Source organism: Azospirillum thermophilum (assembly GCF_003130795.1).
Classification (GTDB): domain Bacteria; phylum Pseudomonadota; class Alphaproteobacteria; order Azospirillales; family Azospirillaceae; genus Azospirillum; species Azospirillum thermophilum.
Genome location: NZ_CP029353.1, coordinates 1105056 through 1120957, shown reverse-complemented (window position 1 = coordinate 1120957; position 15902 = coordinate 1105056). Strand labels below are relative to the sequence as shown.

Annotated in this window: 18 protein-coding genes; 3 read left to right on the top strand and 15 right to left on the bottom strand. The window is 69.8% G+C overall.

What is annotated here, in order from left to right; all coding sequences use genetic code 11:
• Positions 1-30: 30 nt before the first annotated feature.
• Positions 31-2055: a sensor histidine kinase gene (locus DEW08_RS11380; RefSeq protein WP_245986583.1), complete on the top strand. Its 2025-nt coding sequence runs from the start codon at positions 31-33 to the stop codon at positions 2053-2055.
• A gap of 11 nt (positions 2056-2066) precedes the next feature.
• Here the strand turns inward: DEW08_RS11380 and DEW08_RS11375 are convergent, their stop codons facing one another.
• The 14 genes from DEW08_RS11375 to fdhD all read right to left on the bottom strand — a co-directional run bounded on the left by DEW08_RS11375 (position 2067) and on the right by fdhD (position 12639).
• On the bottom strand, positions 2067-2339 hold the full coding sequence (locus DEW08_RS11375; protein WP_109327207.1) for a hypothetical protein: 273 nt from the start codon (positions 2337-2339) through the stop codon (positions 2067-2069).
• A gap of 203 nt (positions 2340-2542) precedes the next feature.
• A complete protein-coding gene (locus DEW08_RS11370; RefSeq protein WP_109327206.1) occupies positions 2543-3238 on the bottom strand; it encodes a class II aldolase/adducin family protein in 696 nt (231 codons plus the stop codon).
• A 99-nt stretch (positions 3239-3337) separates the two neighbouring features.
• A complete protein-coding gene (locus DEW08_RS11365; protein ID WP_109327205.1) occupies positions 3338-3706 on the bottom strand; it encodes a PepSY domain-containing protein in 369 nt (122 codons plus the stop codon).
• An 11-nt stretch (positions 3707-3717) separates the two neighbouring features.
• A complete protein-coding gene (locus DEW08_RS11360; RefSeq protein ID WP_109327204.1) occupies positions 3718-4758 on the bottom strand; it encodes a formate dehydrogenase subunit gamma in 1041 nt (346 codons plus the stop codon).
• Between the two features lie 27 nt (positions 4759-4785).
• Positions 4786-4965 carry a hypothetical protein gene (locus tag DEW08_RS11355; RefSeq protein ID WP_109327203.1) on the bottom strand — a complete coding sequence of 60 codons (180 nt, stop codon included), beginning with the start codon at positions 4963-4965 and terminating at the stop codon, positions 4786-4788.
• Between the two features lie 2 nt (positions 4966-4967).
• Entirely contained in the window at positions 4968-5582 is a 615-nt protein-coding gene (fdh3B, locus tag DEW08_RS11350; RefSeq protein ID WP_109327202.1) for a formate dehydrogenase FDH3 subunit beta, read from the bottom strand.
• 21 nt (positions 5583-5603) lie between these two features.
• Entirely contained in the window at positions 5604-8492 is a 2889-nt protein-coding gene (locus DEW08_RS11345; RefSeq protein ID WP_109327201.1) for a formate dehydrogenase subunit alpha, read from the bottom strand.
• Between the two features lie 15 nt (positions 8493-8507).
• A complete protein-coding gene (locus DEW08_RS11340) occupies positions 8508-8717 on the bottom strand; it encodes a formate dehydrogenase (RefSeq protein WP_109327200.1) in 210 nt (69 codons plus the stop codon).
• A 77-nt stretch (positions 8718-8794) separates the two neighbouring features.
• Entirely contained in the window at positions 8795-9430 is a 636-nt protein-coding gene (locus DEW08_RS11335; protein ID WP_245986582.1) for a TorD/DmsD family molecular chaperone, read from the bottom strand.
• 197 nt (positions 9431-9627) lie between these two features.
• Positions 9628-10215, bottom strand: coding sequence for a DUF3306 domain-containing protein (locus tag DEW08_RS11330; RefSeq protein WP_109327198.1), 588 nt, complete (start codon positions 10213-10215; stop codon positions 9628-9630).
• Positions 10212-10709 (bottom strand): DUF3305 domain-containing protein, encoded by a 498-nt coding sequence (locus DEW08_RS11325; protein WP_109327197.1) that lies wholly within the window; start codon positions 10707-10709, stop codon positions 10212-10214. The genes DEW08_RS11330 and DEW08_RS11325 overlap by 4 nt, the downstream gene beginning before the upstream one ends.
• A 349-nt stretch (positions 10710-11058) precedes the next feature.
• Positions 11059-11631: a molybdenum cofactor guanylyltransferase MobA gene (mobA, locus tag DEW08_RS11320; protein WP_109327196.1), complete on the bottom strand. Its 573-nt coding sequence runs from the start codon at positions 11629-11631 to the stop codon at positions 11059-11061.
• Positions 11607-11765: a hypothetical protein gene (locus tag DEW08_RS31145; protein ID WP_168220342.1), complete on the bottom strand. Its 159-nt coding sequence runs from the start codon at positions 11763-11765 to the stop codon at positions 11607-11609. The genes mobA and DEW08_RS31145 overlap by 25 nt, the downstream gene beginning before the upstream one ends.
• Positions 11758-12639, bottom strand: a complete 882-nt coding sequence (fdhD, locus tag DEW08_RS11315) for a formate dehydrogenase accessory sulfurtransferase FdhD (protein ID WP_109327195.1) — start codon at positions 12637-12639, stop codon at positions 11758-11760. Before fdhD ends, DEW08_RS31145 begins: the two co-directional genes overlap by 8 nt.
• A 59-nt stretch (positions 12640-12698) precedes the next feature.
• Here fdhD and DEW08_RS11310 point away from each other — a divergent pair, with 59 nt between their 5' ends.
• Complete coding sequence (locus DEW08_RS11310; protein ID WP_109327192.1) at positions 12699-13394, top strand: ABC transporter permease; 696 nt, start codon at positions 12699-12701, stop codon at positions 13392-13394.
• A 95-nt stretch (positions 13395-13489) separates the two neighbouring features.
• Entirely contained in the window at positions 13490-14326 is an 837-nt protein-coding gene (locus DEW08_RS11305; protein ID WP_109327191.1) for an ABC transporter substrate-binding protein, read from the top strand.
• A 13-nt stretch (positions 14327-14339) separates the two neighbouring features.
• On the opposite strand, the gene DEW08_RS32265 is transcribed toward DEW08_RS11305, so the two are convergent.
• Positions 14340-15860 carry a hypothetical protein gene (locus DEW08_RS32265; protein WP_245986581.1) on the bottom strand — a complete coding sequence of 507 codons (1521 nt, stop codon included), beginning with the start codon at positions 15858-15860 and terminating at the stop codon, positions 14340-14342.
• Between the last annotated feature and the right edge of the window lie 42 nt (positions 15861-15902).

The following is a 15902-nucleotide window of genomic DNA, read 5'->3' as shown; positions in this document are numbered from 1 at the left end:
CGGAGCGGCATTCTGTCCACGGTCGGCGGCTTGCCACGACTCCCGTCCCTGCGCCGGTTCAACGACCTGAGCGTGGCGCGCCGCATTTCCGTCGGCTTCGGCGTCGCGCTCGCGCTGGTCGTCCTGGTCATGCTGATCGGGCTCGGCTGGATGTATGCGTTGAGCCGCGACATCGGCAGCTATTCGGCCACTGCCGACCTCGGCCAGATCGCGGCGGAGGCGGATATCGGCCTGCGCGACCTCGAGGTCTCGATCCGCGACCATCTCGTCTACGGCGACGACCAGAGCCTGCTCGACGCCACGCTGCGCCATGACGGCATCGTCGAGCGGGTGGCCCTGCTCGACAAGGCGGTTGCCGATCCGGCCGACCGCGCCAGCCTGACCAAGGTGAAAGGCTCGCTCGACGCCTATTGGGCGGCGGTGCAGCGGGTCATCGCGATCCGCAACGCCCGCAACGCCGTCCTGGCCGGCGAGCTGGAGCCGCTGGTCGCCCAGGCGCGCGACCGGCTGTCGCTGCTGAAGAGCGCCGGCGGCGTCGACTCCACGGCGCTGGCCAGCGACGCCGCCATCGCCGTGCTCCTGATGCAGGAGCATCTGACCCGCTTCCTGGAGCGGCGCGATCCCCAGGATGCCGGGCGCATGCGGGCCGAGCTGGCCAATGCCCGCGGCAAGCTGGCGGAGATGAACCGCTATCTCTGGATCGCCGGCACGCAGCAGGCGATCACCGAGGTCGGCCAGCTCCTCGACCGGGCCGACGGCATCCTGACGCGACTCGAATCCGCGGTCGCCGAGGAGGACACCGCCCGGTCCGAGGGCATGGCCCCGAACGCCGCCGGGATCGCCGCCAACCTGACGGAGATCCGCCAGCGTGCCGAGGCGCGCGCCGGCAGCCTGCGCAGCGCCCTGGCTGCCGGTGCCTCGGGCTATGCCACGGCGGCCTTGTGGACCGGCGGCATCCTGCTGCTCGTCGGGCTGGTCGCCGTCTGGCTGATCCAGCGCAGCGTCGGCCGGCCGGTCAATGCCATGGCCAGCGCCGTCACCGCCATCGCCGCCGGCAGGACCGACGTCACCCTGCCCGCGCTGTCCGGCCAGGACGAGATCGCCGCCATGGCGCGCGCCGTGGAGATCCTGCGCGACACCAGCATCGAGAGCGAGCGGCGGCTGGAGGAGGCGCAGGCGCTTCAGGACCGGCTGGCCCGCGAGAAGGACCGGGCCGAGGCCGACAGCGTCGCCAAGACCAACTTCCTGGTCAACATGGGGCACGAGCTGCACGGGCCGCTGACCGACATCGTCAATTCCAGCCAGTCGCTGATGAGCGAGCTGCACCGCTTCGGCGCCGACGAGCTGGCGACCGACGTGGAGCATATCCAGTGGACGGGCGAGCAGCTCGTCTCGCTGGTCGACGCCCTGCTCGACTATGCCAAGATCGAGGCCGGGACGATGGACGTCGTCCTGCAGGACTTCGACATCAACCGCCTGCTGGTCGAGGTGCGCGAGCGCTCGATGCCGGCGGCCGACCTGCACGGCAACAGCCTGGACCTCGCCGCCGCCGCCGGGCTCGGCCAGATGAACAGCGACTTCACCAAGGTGCGGCAGGCCCTGCTGAACCTGCTGGACAACGCCTGCAAGTTCACCGAGGGCGGCAGCGTGACGCTGGCGGCGGAGAAGACCGAGCGCGACGGCGGCATCTGGTACCGCTTCACGGTGAGCGACACCGGCCGCGGCTTCCCGGCGGCCCAGACCGGCCGGCTGTTCCAGCCCTTCGTCCAGGGCGCCGCCCTGACCGGCGGCGTGTCGCGGCGCGGCGCCGGGCTGGGGCTGACGCTGGTCGGGCATTACACCGCCATGCTCGGCGGCGACATCGAGGTGGCGAGCGAGCCCGGCCGCGGCACCCGCATCACCCTGTTCCTGCCCGCCACCTATTCCCCGCCGCCGGCGGACCGTCCCCTTCAGGTCGGCCCGCCGGCGGATGCGGCCCCGGCTGACCCGGTGGGATCCGGCCGCCCCCTCCTGACGGTCGGCGCGCTCCGCCCGGTGGCGCAGCTCACACCGTAGATCGTTCCCCGTTATTTGTAGGGATCGACGGTGCCGGGTTTGCCGGTGTAGGGGTTCACGTTCCCCTTGGTCGAGTAGTTGTCGAGCTTGGTCCCGTTCGGGTTCGTCTGGTGATGCGGCGCCACATAGGTGCCGTCCTTCCTCGTATAGCCGCTGACGGAGTGGTCGCCGTGCGACGAGGAGTGCGGCGTGTAGGTCGAGGAGCTGTGGCCGGAGCCGAACGAGTGTCCGCCGCTTCCGCCCCGCGCGGCGGCCTCTCCCGCCATGACGGTGCAGGCAACCATACAGATGAATGCAGAAACAATGCGCATCGTGGCGCCCTCCAAGTGAGTAGAGGTCGCAATATTCTCCTGCAATCGCGGTACGTCAATCGGGCGAATTTTGTTGAATTTCTGCGCGCATACTGGACCGTAGCGGGGCAAACACTGACTACATCCGCATGTTCATCGGCGTCTTCTGCCAAAGCCGGCTCCCGTCGGCCGGTCCGTCACGGATAGCGCGGCCGGGCGGTGTCTTCCGGCCGGTCGTCGGTATCGAGTGGCTGGCCGTACCTCATCCGCCGCATCTTCTCCAGCACCTGCGCGATCTCCTCGGGCGGCAGCAGGGGCGGATCGCCGAACTGGCGGGCGATGCTGTACTGGCGGGCCAGCGTCTCCACCTCGACCGCCAGGGCCAGCGCCGCCTTGGTCGTCCGCCCCAGGACGATCATGCCGTGATGGGCGAGCAGGCAGGCCAGCCGCCCCTCCAGCGCCGCCAGCGCATGGTCGGACAGCGCCTGCGTGCCGAAGGTGGCGTAGGGCGCGCAGCGGATGGAGTCGCCGCCGGCCAGCGCGACCATGTAGTGAAAGCTCGGGATGTCCAGCCCGTGGACGGCCATCGCGGTGGCGTAGCTCGGGTGGGCGTGCAGCACGACGTCCACGTCGGTGCGGGCCTGCAGGATGTCGCGGTGGAAGCGCCATTCCGACGACGGGCGGCGGCTGCCGAGATAGGTGCCGTCGAAGCCCATCTCCACCAAATCCTCCGGCTCCATCTCGTCGTAGGGCAGGCTGGTGGGGGTGACGAGAAAGCCGCCGGGGATGCGGATCGACAGGTTGCCGGACGAGCCCTGGTTGATGCCCAGCCGGTTCATGGCAAGGCAGGCGTCGATGACGGCGCGGCGCTCGGCGAGGTGCGGGATGGTCATGGCAAAGGCTCCGGACGGATCACGCCGCAACCCCGCCACGGTCCGCCCTGCCCTGTCAAGCCGCCACGAACGCCCCCCGGCCCAATCCTCGAGCCCGCCCTATCTCCAGACGTGGCCGCGGGCGGCGGCGGGGTTGCCGGTCGACCGGTTGGGGTCGAGCTGCGGCGCGTCGGACAGGCTGTAGCCGGCCGCCTCGTGCCGGAAGGCCGACAGCAGCCCGCCGGTGGCGGCATCCACCAGCAGCGTGCTCACCAGGAAGGCGGCGTTGCCCGCCTGCCCCGGCAGCATCACCGTGACGCGATAGGCGGCGGGGCCGTCCTCCGGCGCCGTCTCGACGACGCGCAGCACCTCGACGCCGTAGCGCTCCGCCACCAGCGCCTTGATCTCGTCGGCGGTCTTCACCGGCTGGTCGGCGAAGGCGGGGCCGGCCAGCAGCAGCAGGGCGGCCAGCGCGCTTCGGAAGGTCATCGGCAAGGTCCTCACTCGGCCGGCGCCCGATGGTGATGGTGGTGGTCGACCCGCTCGCCGGTCACCTCCTCCACCCACAGGGAATGGTGCTCGCGCGCCCATTGCAGCTCGACCTGGCCGCTGCCCATGGCGTCGAAGGCGCCCTCCATCCCGACGGAGCCGATGTAGATGTGGGCGACGATGATCGCGATCATGACGATCGCCACGGCGGAATGGACGAGCTGGTAGAGCTGCAGTTCGCCCAGCGTGGCGAAGCTGAAGGGGAAGATCAGCTGCACGCCGGTGAATCCCAGGATGCCGCCGCCCACCACGGTGGACCAGAAGATGATCTTCTGGCCGCCGTTGAACTTGCGCGCCGGCGGGTGGACGCCCTTGGAGAACAGGCCGCCCGCCTTGAGGAACCAGACGAGGTCGTGGCGCTCCGGGATGTTGTGGCGCACCCACAGCACGAAGGTCAGCGTCACGCCGACGATGAAGGCGAAGCCCAGGAAATTGTGCGCCAGCTTGCCGTAATGGGTCATCGCGGCGAAGGTCTCGGGACCCAGCAGCGGCAGGATGGTATGGCGGCCGTACAGCACGTTCAGCCCGGTGACGCCGAGCACGACGAAGCTGCCGGCGGTCAGCCAATGCACCGCCCGCTCGAAGGCGTTGAAGCGCTGGATGGTCCGGCCGGTCTTCCGGCCGTCGATGCGGATGCGGCCGCGCACCAGGAAGAACAGCGCCAGCAGGGCGAAGATGCCGCCCAGCACCCAGCTTCCATACTCGCTGAGCGGCCCGTTGCGCACCGCCCGCCAGGCCTCGCCCTCCGACTGGATCAGCGTGCCGGCCCGCTTGTCGGGGATGGAGACGAGTCCCTGCACGCCCTGGCGGACGCCCGACCACATCTCCCCCTTGCTCTTGCCCTCGAGCTGCGTGTTGAACGGCGGCGGATCGGCCGCCAGCGCGCTGCCCGCGGACAGGCCCCCGGACACGCCCCCGGACACGCCCGCCCCCACCACCAGCACGCCCGCCAGCAGCAGGGCCCCGGCACATCGCTTGATCACGGACGCCATCGCTCCGACTCTCCCTTGTCCCGTGACCTAGAAGCGCTGGGTCGCGGTGCGCTGCTCCAGCGCACGGACCTGCTCCGCGCTGCGTGCCGTGTCCGGCGCGCCGCGATAGACGCCCTTGTCCAGATGGACCGGGCGCTGGGCCTCCTCCTGGCAGCCGGCGAGCGCGACCGCCGCCGGCAGCAGCAGGAGACCAAGCAGCCTGCGCATGCTCACAGCCCCAGCTTCCGTTCCTGCCCGGACTTGGTCTGGTAGGCGGTGCCCCAGCCCCAGGCGCCGGAGCCGAAGCCGCGCGCCACCACCCGCTCGCGATAGATGTCGGAGACGCGGTCGGCGTCGCCGGCCAGCAGCGCCTTGGTCGAGCACATCTCGGCGCACAGCGGCAGCTTGCCCTCGGCCAGGCGGTTGCGGCCGTACTTCTTGTATTCGGCCTCCGAATTGTCGGGCTCGGGACCGCCGGAGCAGAAGGTGCACTTGTCCATCTTGCCGCGGCTGCCGAAATTGCCCGCCTGCGGGTACTGCGGCGCGCCGAACGGGCAGGCGTAGAAGCAGTAGCCGCAGCCGATGCACAGGTCCTTGTTGTGCAGGACCACCCCTTCCTCGGTCTGGTAGAAGCAGTCGACCGGGCAGACCGCCTTGCAGGGTGCGTCCGAGCAGTGCATGCAGGCGACGGAGATCGAGCGTTCCCCCGGCTTGCCGTCGTTGATGGTGACGACCCGGCGGCGGTTGATGCCCCAGGGGACCTCGTGCTCGTTCTTGCAGGCGGTGACGCAGGCGTTGCACTCGATGCAGCGCTCGGCGTCGCACAGGAACTTCATGCGGGCCATGGTGTCTTACCTCCGGCGCAATCAGGCCGCCGCGATGCGGCAGAGGGTGGTCTTGGTTTCCTGCATCTGGGTCACCGAGTCATAGCCGTAGGTCGTGGCGGTGTTCGCCGCCTCGCCCAGCACGACCGGATCGGCGCCGGCCGGGTACTTGGACCGCCGGTCCTCGCCCTGGTACCAGCCGCCGAAATGGAAGGGCATGAAGGCGACGCCGCGGCCGACCCGTTCGGTCACCATGGCCTTGACCTTCACCTTGCCCTTCTCGGGACCCTCCACCCACACCATCTGGCCGTCCTTGATGCCCGCGTTGTTGGCGTCGAACGGGTTGATCTCCACGAACATGTCCTGCTGCAGCTCGGCCAGCCAGGGGTTGGACCGGGTCTCGTCGCCGCCGCCCTCATACTCGACCAGACGGCCCGACGTGAGGATGATCGGGTATTCCTTGGACACGTCGCGGTCCTGGATCGACTTGTAGAGCGTCGGCAGACGCCAGGACTTGGTGTCCTTGTAGGTCGGATAGCTGGCGACGAGGTCGCGGCGCGGCGTGTAGAGCGGCTCGCGGTGGATCGGAACCGGGTCCGGGAAGTTCCAGGCGACGCAGCGCGCCTTGGCGTTGCCCGGCGGGTTCAGGCCGTGCCTGATCGCCACGCGCTGGATGCCGCCGGACAGGTCGGTGGTCCAGGACACGGCGCCGATCTTCTCGCCGCCGATCTTCCGGATGACGGCCATCTCCTCCTCGGTCAGCTCGCCGGCCCAGCCCAGCTTCTCCAGCATGGCGTAGGTGACTTCCGGATAGCCGTCCTTGATCTCCGACCCGACGGGATAGGACCCCTCGGCCAGCAGCGTCACGCCGTTGCGCTCGACGCCGAAGCGGGCGCGGAAGGCGCCGCCGCCCTCGGCCACCGGCAGCGAGGTGTCGTACAGGTTGGCCGTGCCCGGATGCTTCATCTCCGGCGTGCCCCAGCAGGGCCAGGGCAGGCCGTAGAAATCGCCGTCGCACGGGCCGCCGTTGGCGCGCAGCGTCGTCTTGTCGAAGGTCGCCTGATGCTGCATGTGCAGCTTCATGCGCTCCGGCGACTGGCCGGTGTAGCCGACCGACCACATGCCGCGGTTCCACTCCCGCGTGATGTCCTCGATCAGCGGTTCGCTGCCGTTGACCTTCACCTGCTTGAACAGCTCCTTGTCGAAGCCGAACTTGCGGGCGAACAGGTACATGATCTCATGGTCCGTCTTCGCTTCGAAGAGCGGCTCCATGATCTTCTCGCCCCACTGGACCGAGCGGTTGGACGCGGTGCGCGACCCGTAGGTCTCGAACTGGGTGGCGGCCGGCAGCAGGTAGAAGTTGTCCTTGCGGTCCGACAGGACGGCGGTCATCGTCGGATAGGGGTCGACGACGACGAGAAGGTCCAGCTTCTCCATCGCCTTCTTCATCTCGGGCAGGCGCACCTGGCTGTTCGGCGCGTGGCCCCAGAAGATCATGGCCTTCAGCGTGTCCGGCTGGTCCATGTTCTCCCTGGCTTCCAGCACGCCGTCGTACCAGCGGGAGACCGGGATGCCGGTCTTCTCCATCAGGTCCTTCGACTTGAAGCGCGACAGGATCCAGTCGTAGGGCACGTCCCAGACGCGCGCCCAGTGGCGCCACGCCCCCTCGGCCAGCCCGTAGTAGCCCGGCAGCGAGTCCGAGGTGACGCCGAAATCCGTGGCGCCCTGCACGTTGTCGTGGCCGCGGAAGATGTTGGTGCCGCCGCCCGACACGCCGACATTGCCGAGCGCGAGCTGCAGCACGCAATAGGCGCGGGTGTTGTTGTTGCCGATGTGGTGCTGGGTGCCGCCCATGCACCAGACCAGCGTGCCCGGCCGGTTGGAGGCCAGCGTGCGCGCGACGCGCTTGAGCTGCGAGCCGGGGACGCCGGTCACGCGCTCCACCTCCTCGGGCGTCCACTTCTTCACCTCGGCGCGGATCTCGTCGAAGCCGTAGACGCGCCTGGCGATGTAGTCCTTGTCCTCCCAGCCGTTCTCCAGCACGTGCCAGAGGATGCCCCACACCAGCGCCACGTCGGTGCCGGGGCGGAAGCGGATGTACTCGTCGGCCTTGGCGGCGGTACGGGTGAAGCGCGGGTCGGCGACGATCAGCGGCGCGTTGTTCTGCTCGCGCGCCTTCAGGATGTGCAGCATCGACACCGGATGCGCCTCGGCCGCGTTGGAGCCGATGAAGAACATCGACCGGGCGCGCTGGATGTCGTTGTACGAGTTCGTCATGGCGCCGTAGCCCCAGACGTTCGCGACGCCGGCGACCGTGGTCGAATGGCAGATGCGGGCCTGATGGTCGACGTTGTTCGTGCCCCAGAAGGCGGCGAACTTGCGGAACAGGTAGGCCTGCTCGTTGCTGTGCTTGGCGGAGCCCAGCCAGAAGACGGAATCCGGACCGGCCGTCTCGCGGATCGACAGCAGCTTGTCGCCGATCTCGCCGATCGCCTGGTCCCACGAGATGCGGGTCCACTTGCCGTCGACCATCTTCATCGGATGGCGCAGCCGGCGCTCGCCGTGGGCGTGCTCGCGCACCGAGGCGCCCTTGGCGCAATGGGCGCCCAGGTTGATCGGGCTGTCGAAGCCGGGCTCCTGCCCGGTCCACACGCCGTTCTGCACCTCGGCCACCACGGTGCAGCCGACCGAGCAGTGGGTGCAGACCGACTTCACCTGCTTGATCGGCGCTCCGGCGACGGCCGGCGTGGCGGCGGCCTCGGCCTTCTTCACCATGCCGAACGGCACCGTCGCGGCGACGGCGGCCCCGCCCGCGGCGATTCCGGAGGCCCGCAGGAACGTCCGGCGATCCACGGTGTTGGCGGTCACGGGGAAGATCGCCTTGGCGAGATGACGGCCACGCGCGGCGGCCGCTGTCTTCTTGATGAGCATCGTCGGGGGCTCCTCTTAGAAGCGGCTCAGTTCATAGACCTTCCGGACATGGTCGGTCTCGCGGTAGCCCTGGGAGGTCACGGTCTCGGCGGCCGCGGCTTCGGTCGTGGCGGCCGGCAGGCCGGCGACCGCGGCGCCCAGCGCGCCGACGCCGATCCCGGCGGCACGGAAAAGCTCGCGCCGCCCCAGCGACGCACCGGTTGTCGTCTTGTTCTTCTCGGTCATCGCCGTTCCTCCCGCATGCCGTCTGCCAAAATCCGTCATCGCCGCCACCGGACCGCCGGAACGGCGGCCCGTCAAAATCACGCCGCCAGATCGAAGGCCTGCGCCTCGACCGCCAGGAAACACTGGCCGACGCCGGCGACCGCCCGGTAGAAACCGGCGGACGGCGACGTCTCCAGATCCGCGAAGAACCGCCCGGCCCAACTGCCGATGTGGCGGTCGTAGAAGGCCTTCTGCCCGGCGATGTCCAGCGGGCCGTCCTCGCCGTCCCCGTCATCCTCCGCGAAGGCGCCGGTGATCAGGCCGCTCATCATCTCGAACAGCGAGGCGATGTGGTCCTCGGACTCCGTCACCCCGTCGGCCCGGGCGATGCCGAACCGCGCCATATCGTCGCGAAGCTCGGCCAGCGGCTTCTCGTTCAGAAATCCGGTCAGATAATAGGAGGCGTAGGGCGTGCGCTCGCTGCCGGCGACGCCGACGAACAGCACGGCGAACTCGTCCGCCACCGCCGCCGGGTCGGCCGCGCGCGCCGCCGCGGCAAGCCGCTCGATCGCGGCGCCGAAGGGGCTGTCGTTGCCGCGCATGGCGCCGAGCGCGGACAGGAAATCGCCGTCCGGCGCCGCCGCCAGCAGGCGCGCCAGCAGGGCATAAACCTGCGCCCGCATCCGGTCCTCTGCCGCCAGGGCATGAGGATCCTCGTCACCGGTCAGCGACACGGCGTCCTTCCTCTCACGGCTTGTTCCGTCCCGTTTGTGTGCACTTGCGAAAAAACCCTGCCATTCCAGGGGTTTAGACGAAAGTGCCCGACTATAAGAAAGCACGGCCGCAGCCATTGTCAACCAACGTTGCGGCCGGGAAATAGACCTTATGGACAGGTGCGGCAGTCGCTATGTTTCAAGAAACAGATCGCCCGTTAAACGGTCCGCTCTTCACCCTTGTCCGCCGCGCTGTCTGTGGTTTCCGCTACATCGTCGCGGGGTAATTTGTCACAGCCTTCGGCCTGGGCCGGAACCGCCGCCGGTTCGGCGATGTCCTCCACCGATTCGAGGAAGCCCCGCCCGACCCGGTAGAGCGTCTTCACCGGCTCCGACAGGTCGAACATCCCGGTATAGTCGTCGGCATAATCCTTCAATCCGTCGTCGTTGGCATAGACCGGGTCGGAGGTCCACAGCTTGCGCAGCGCCTGCCGGTGCAGGTCCTCCGGCACCTCGGCCCGCAGGAAGGGGGTGAAGTCGGAGTCCGCCGTCAGTTCCTCGACCGGCGGCAGATCCGTCAGCGGATCCTCCTCGGCGACGTCCGCCCCCGGCTCGTCCGCGCGCTGTCCGGCCGCACGCCGTCCAGCCGTTTCGGCAGCCACAGGCGGGCCGGCATCCGGCAAGGACGGATCCGGCAGGGGAGCGGCCGGCGGCGGCACCGCCTCCGCGAGCGGCTCGGGCGCCGGCGGCTTGACGGCGCTGCGCTTCAGGCGCGACCAGCGCGACAGGAAGTCCTCGCCGCTCATCGCCGGGCGCCGTCCTTGTCGAAGTGGCGCTTGCGCTCGCGCTTCTCGAAGGGCACGTCGACATGGTGCTGTTCGGTGAAGTCGCGGACCAGCGCGATCACCTCCGGCGGCATCGGCACGGTATCGACGCTTTCCGCCCCGCTCACCTGATAGGCCTCGCCCTCATGGGCGGAGGCGGTGACGAAGAAGGGCACCATCGCCTCGCCGGACTCGTCGGGGCGCAGGACGATCCACAGCCGCGGCGGCTCCTGCGACAGGTTCAGGCGATAGCCCTCCGTATCGGTCCGGTAGAGTTCCAGCGGCAGGGTGGCGGCATGCAGATGCAGCCAGCCGTCGCCCTCCAGCAGGATGCGCGGCCCGCCGTCCACCGGCGGGGCGCCGGGGATGACGGAGACCGGGCGCCACACCCAGTCGGCCCAGGGGCTGGCGCTCCTGCGGCGTTCCACCACGATGCCGAGCGACAGGGTTTCCAAGCGGTTGAGCGGCTGGGTCATCGGCGCACCACGACGTAATCGGTCCTCAGGGCCATAGAGCAAGACACCTAACAGACCCTTTACCCGGCGGGAACGGCAGAGTCGGAGCTGCGTTTCAGACCGCCGTTGCTCCGGCCGGGCGGCACGGCTAACATTCGCGCGCCGGCGGGCGAGGTGCGTCCGGCCCCCGGCCCCCGGCCCCCGGCCCCCGGCCATTGTGCATCCGACGCACAACGGCAGCCCGCGGCCGCTCCGCCCAAGCCGTTGCCGGACAAGGGAAAAGACGAAGTTCCGCCCGTTGTGCAGCGGAAAACACCTGCACAACGGGCACAACGCCGCCCCGGTCAGGCCGGCGCTTGCCGGCGGTCCCTCAGCGGACGGCGCCGGAGGCGAGAAGCCGTTCGGCCTCCGCCAGATCCTCCGGGCGGTTGGTGTTGAAGAAGGGGTCGACGGGGTCGGCCGCGAACTCCGCCACCGCCAGCCGGTGGCGGCCGGTCCACAGATCCACCTTGCGCACCCCCTCCTCCACCATGGCGCGGCGGAGGTCGTCGGCGAGGCGGACCGGCCACAGGCCGAACACCGGGTGGTCCTGCCCGCCCGACCGTGCGCAGGCGAGGTCGGCGCCCTCCCGCTCGACGGCGGCGGCGAGGCGGGCGACGAGGTCGCCGGGGATGAAGGGGGCGTCGGTGGCGAAGCTCGCCATCCAGGCGCAGCCGGGGGCGTTGGCCCGCACCCACTCCAGCCCGGTCAGCACCCCGGCGAGCGGGCCGGCATAGCCCTCCACCACGTCGGGCGCCACCGGCAGGCCGAAGGCGGCGAAGCGGGCGGGATCGCCGTTGGCGTTCAGCACCAGCGGGCCGACCTGCGCCCGGGCGGTCCCGACGATGCGCTCCAGGATGGGCCGCCCGCCGAGCGTCCTCAGGGTCTTGTCGCCGCCGCCCATGCGGCGCGACAGGCCGCCGGCCAGCAGGACACCGGCGACCGGACCGGCGGTCGGGCGGCGGTCGGGGCGGCGGCCGGGGCGGCGGCCGGGGCGGCGATCGGGCTGGCGGCTGCGGAGGTGGTCGTCTCAGTCATTCTCGCGGCTCCCCTTGCGGCCGTGGCGGCTGTCCTCGTCGCCGGCGGCGGCGGGATCGGCGTCGAACACCAGCCGGCCGGTGCCGGCCAGCGCCAGGAACCGCTTGCCCTTGGCGCGGCCGACCAGCGTCAGGTTGGCCTGCCGGGCGAGCTGGACGCCCCAGGCGGTGAAGCCGGAGCGGGAGACCAGGATCGGGATCCCCATCTGCACGGTCTTGATGACCATCTCCGAGGTCAGCCGCCCGGTGGTGTAGAAGATCTTGTCGCCGGCCGGGACGCCGTGCAGGTGCATGTAGCCGGCGACCTTGTCCACCGCGTTGTGGCGGCCGACGTCCTCCATGTAGACCAGCGGCCGGTCCTCCCGGCACAGCACGCAGCCGTGGATGGCGCCGGCCTCCAGGTACAGGCTGGGCCGCAGGTTGATCTTCTTCGACAGGGCGTAGATCCAGGAGGTGTGCAGCCGGGCCTCCGGGTTCAGCGCGACGGACTCGAAGGTCTCCATCACGTCGCCGAAGGCCGTCCCCTGGGCGCAGCCGGAGGTCAGCGTCTTCTTCTTCAGCTTCTCCTCGTAGTCGGTCTTCCGCGCGGTGCGGACGACGACGGTGTCGGTCTCCTCGTCGACGTCGACGCCGGTGATGCGGTCGTCCGGCTTCAGCATGTTCTGGTTCAGCAGGTAGCCGACCGCCAGATACTCCGGGTAGTCGCCGATCGTCATCATGGTGACGATCTCCTGGCCGTTGAGGTAGAGCGTCAGCGGCCGTTCGACGGTGACGGAGGTCTCGACCGCTCGCCCGTCCTGGTCCAGGCCCTGGACGCGCTCAGTCAGCTTGGGGTTCGCCGGATCCGGCGCTATGGTGAATTCTGTCAGGTCCATGGGCCAAGTGTGGGGGAGCGGGGCCCTGACGGCAAGCTCCTCCCTCGTCGTCGGAAGTCATGCAGGACGTCTCCCAAGCCTTCGTCACCGCGGGCCACATGATCGCGACCCTCGACCCGGGGCTGCTGCGCATCATCGGCCTGTCGCTGCAGGTCAGCCTGACCGCGGTGTTCGCCGCGACGTTGATCGGCCTGCCGCTGGGCGCCGCCGTCGCCGCCTTCCGCTTTCCCGGCCGCAACGCCCTGGCGCTGCTGCTCAACACCATGATGGGTCTGCCGCCGGTGGTGGTCGGGCTGGCGGTCTATCTGCTGCTGTCGCGCTCCGGCCCGCTCGGCGTGCTGGGGCTGCTCTTCACCCCGGCCGCCATGGTGGTGGCCCAGACGGTGCTGATCACCCCGATCGTCGCGGCGCTCGCCCGCCAGACGGTGGAGGACCTGCTGGTCGAGTATGACGACATCCTGCGGGTGATGGGCGCCGGACCGCTGCGCACGCTGGGCACCCTGCTGTCGGAGGGGCGCTGGAGCCTCGTCACCACCGTGCTCGCCGGCTTCGGCCGCGCCTCGGCGGAGGTCGGGGCGGTGATGATCGTCGGCGGCAACATCGAAAACGTCACCCGCGTCATGACCACCGCCATCGCGCTGGAGACCAGCAAGGGCGACCTGCCGATGGCGCTGGGGCTCGGCATCGTGCTGATGGTCCTGTCGCTCGCCGTGAACTTCGCCGCCACGGTGCTGCGCGACATTTCGCGCCGCTGACCGCCCGTAAAGACTCTTCCCAACCGGCAGACCGCATGCACATACTCCGGTATGCGATATGCTACGCAAGCAACAACGATCTGGAGGCTTCCGAGATGCTGCGCCGTACCGTCCTGCTCGGCTGCATGGCCCTGGCGGCCGTCGTCGGACTGTCCCGCGGGGCGATGGCGGAGGAGCGGTTCATCACCGTCGCCTCCACCACCTCCACCGAGGATTCCGGCCTGTTCAAGGCCATCCTGCCGAAGTTCACCGCCAGGACCGGCATCGAGGTCCGCGTCGTCGCCCGCGGCACCGGCCAGGCCATCGACCTCGCCAAGCGCGGCGACGCCGACGTGCTGTTCGTCCACCACAAGCCGTCGGAGGACAAGTTCGTCGCCGAAGGCTTCTCCGCCGAGCGCAAGCCGGTGATGTACAACGACTTCGTCGTGGTCGGCCCGGCCGCCGATCCGGCGGGCGTGAAGGGCGGCAAGGACGTGACCGCCGCCCTCGACAAGATCGCCCGGGCGAAGGCTCCCTTCATCTCGCGCGGCGACGACAGCGGCACCCACAAGGCCGAGCTCGCCCTGTGGAAGACGGCGGGCATCGACCCGGCCAAGGCCGACGGCGGCTGGTACCGCTCGATCGGCCAGGGCATGGGTCCGACGCTCAACACCGCCGCCGCCATGGGCGGCTATGCGCTGGCCGACCGCGGCACCTGGCTCAGCTTCAGGAACCGCGGCCCCCTGACGGTGCTGGTCGAGGGCGACAAGCGGCTGTTCAACCAGTACGGCGTCATGCTGGTGAACCCGGCCAGGTTCCCGCACGTCAAGGCCAGGGACGGACAGGCCTTCGTCGACTGGCTGGTCTCCGCCGAGGGCCAGCAGGCCATCGCCGGCTACACCATCGAGGGGCAGTCCCTGTTCTTCCCCAACGCCAACGAGCCGGGGGCCTGACCGCCCCCTCCCCTCAGACCTTCAGGCTGACGGCGTTCTTCAGATAGTCGTTCAGGTCGGGAACGCCGTCGCGGAAGGCGGGCATCTTCAGCAGCTTCTGGACATAGTCGGCGCCGGACAGCCCCTTGGCCTCCATGTCCTTGCTGGTGTCGAGCGCTCCCTTCAGCATGCGGACCAGGTCGCTGCCGCTCTCCAGCCGGTCCGGCTCAGCCCCCTTGCGGCGCATGGCGCTCTCATAGCCGAACTGCGCCGCCGCCCGCTGCACCGACCAGCCGGCCGACGCCTTCTCCTCCTCGCCCGCCTGATCGAGGAACAGGACCCCCGCCCGATAGGCGGCGGCGGGGTTGCTGCCGGTGGGATCGGCCGCCTTCATCGCCTGCTCCTGCTGGCGGGCCATCACCGACTGCGCCGCCTTCTGCTCCTCTTTGGAGAACTTGCCGCCGCTGTTGCTGGCGACGGCGAACAGCGACCGGCGGTCGAAGGCGCCGAACAGCGCGTCCGCCTGCTGCGGATCGGAGAGGCTGGCCGGCTTGCCCGCCTTGGCGAGCGACGCGAGGCTGGCGTCGAGTGCCGTCCGGGCCTCCTCGGCGACCGTCGCGAAGGTCTTCACCCCCGGCCCGGCCGCCGCCTCCGCAGCAGTCGGCGCGGCGGTGCCCGTCGCCGCGGCCTCCTCGGCCGCGGAAGGGTCGGACTCCGGCAGCATCTGTCCGACGGTCCCGCGCCCGATGCCCGGAATGTCGAAGTCGGCGGCGAACTGGGCCAGCCCGTTGCGGAAGGTCTTGGGAATGAAGCCGAGGTCGAACATCTTGTCGGCCGCCGCCTTGCCCTTCTCGTCATTCTGCTTGAGCAGCCCGCCCTCCTCCTTGTCGAGGCCGAGCTTGGCGAACTCCGTCATCCCCTTCTTCAGGAAGTGGTTCATGGCCGCGGTCCTGACCTCGTTGGGGTCTCCGCCGACCGCGTCCCATTCCTCCTTGTCGATCGCCGCCGCCTCGGCCCGGAACCGCTCGTTGACCGGCTGCATCCGGGCCTGGAACGCCTGCTGGTCGCCGTCCGCCTCGAAGGCGGCATGGGCGGCCATCCGCTCGCCCTCCATGCCGCCCATCAGCGCACCCATGCGGTCCATCTTGCGCCGGAAGGCCTTTTCGGCAGTGGCGCTCTTCTCGGCCCAGGCCTTGTCCTCCTCGTCATGGGCGCGCTCGTGCATGAAGCGGCCGCGCACCGCGTCGGTCGCCAGCGACCGCAGGCCGAGCGCCACCTCGTCCTCGGTCATCTGGCCGGACTTCACGAAGCCGTCGAGCATGGCGCGGGCCTTGGAGCCGAGGGCGGCGAACACCTTCCCCGCCACCCCGGTCAGCGACTTGGCAAGGCCGGTCACCTCGACGCTGTCGCCGGCGCCGGCCGCCTTCGCCGGCGTGGCGGCCACCGGCTTCCAGCTTCCTTCCGACGCAGCCGATGCTGCCGACGCGGAAATCGGCTTCCACTTGGCGGTCGCCGCACTGGTGGCACCGAACAGGGCGTCGATGGACGTGGACATGGCGCTTTCCCCCGCATTCCCCTTCCCGCGGCCGAAACAATC

Bases quoted from the DNA above. Each gene is read 5' to 3' on its own strand.
- DEW08_RS11355 (WP_109327203.1), bottom strand. From the start codon at position 4,965: ATGCGCAGGCTGCTTGGTCTCCTGCTGCTGCCGGCGGCGGTCGCGCTC.
- DEW08_RS11360 (WP_109327204.1), bottom strand. From the start codon at position 4,758: ATGGCGTCCGTGATCAAGCGATGTGCCGGGGCCCTGCTGCTGGCGGGC.
- fdhD (WP_109327195.1), bottom strand. From the start codon at position 12,639: ATGGACCTGACAGAATTCACCATAGCGCCGGATCCGGCGAACCCCAAG.
- DEW08_RS11305 (WP_109327191.1), top strand. From the start codon at position 13,490: ATGCTGCGCCGTACCGTCCTGCTCGGCTGCATGGCCCTGGCGGCCGTC.
- DEW08_RS31145 (WP_168220342.1), bottom strand. From the start codon at position 11,765: ATGACTGAGACGACCACCTCCGCAGCCGCCAGCCCGATCGCCGCCCCG.
- DEW08_RS11370 (WP_109327206.1), bottom strand. From the start codon at position 3,238: ATGACCATCCCGCACCTCGCCGAGCGCCGCGCCGTCATCGACGCCTGC.
- DEW08_RS11330 (WP_109327198.1), bottom strand. From the start codon at position 10,215: ATGAGCGGCGAGGACTTCCTGTCGCGCTGGTCGCGCCTGAAGCGCAGC.
- DEW08_RS11345 (WP_109327201.1), bottom strand. From the start codon at position 8,492: ATGCTCATCAAGAAGACAGCGGCCGCCGCGCGTGGCCGTCATCTCGCC.
- DEW08_RS11325 (WP_109327197.1), bottom strand. From the start codon at position 10,709: ATGACCCAGCCGCTCAACCGCTTGGAAACCCTGTCGCTCGGCATCGTG.
- DEW08_RS32265 (WP_245986581.1), bottom strand. From the start codon at position 15,860: ATGTCCACGTCCATCGACGCCCTGTTCGGTGCCACCAGTGCGGCGACC.
- fdh3B (WP_109327202.1), bottom strand. From the start codon at position 5,582: ATGGCCCGCATGAAGTTCCTGTGCGACGCCGAGCGCTGCATCGAGTGC.
- DEW08_RS11310 (WP_109327192.1), top strand. From the start codon at position 12,699: ATGCAGGACGTCTCCCAAGCCTTCGTCACCGCGGGCCACATGATCGCG.
- DEW08_RS11375 (WP_109327207.1), bottom strand. From the start codon at position 2,339: ATGGTTGCCTGCACCGTCATGGCGGGAGAGGCCGCCGCGCGGGGCGGA.
- DEW08_RS11365 (WP_109327205.1), bottom strand. From the start codon at position 3,706: ATGACCTTCCGAAGCGCGCTGGCCGCCCTGCTGCTGCTGGCCGGCCCC.
- mobA (WP_109327196.1), bottom strand. From the start codon at position 11,631: ATGGGCGGCGGCGACAAGACCCTGAGGACGCTCGGCGGGCGGCCCATC.
- DEW08_RS11340 (WP_109327200.1), bottom strand. From the start codon at position 8,717: ATGACCGAGAAGAACAAGACGACAACCGGTGCGTCGCTGGGGCGGCGC.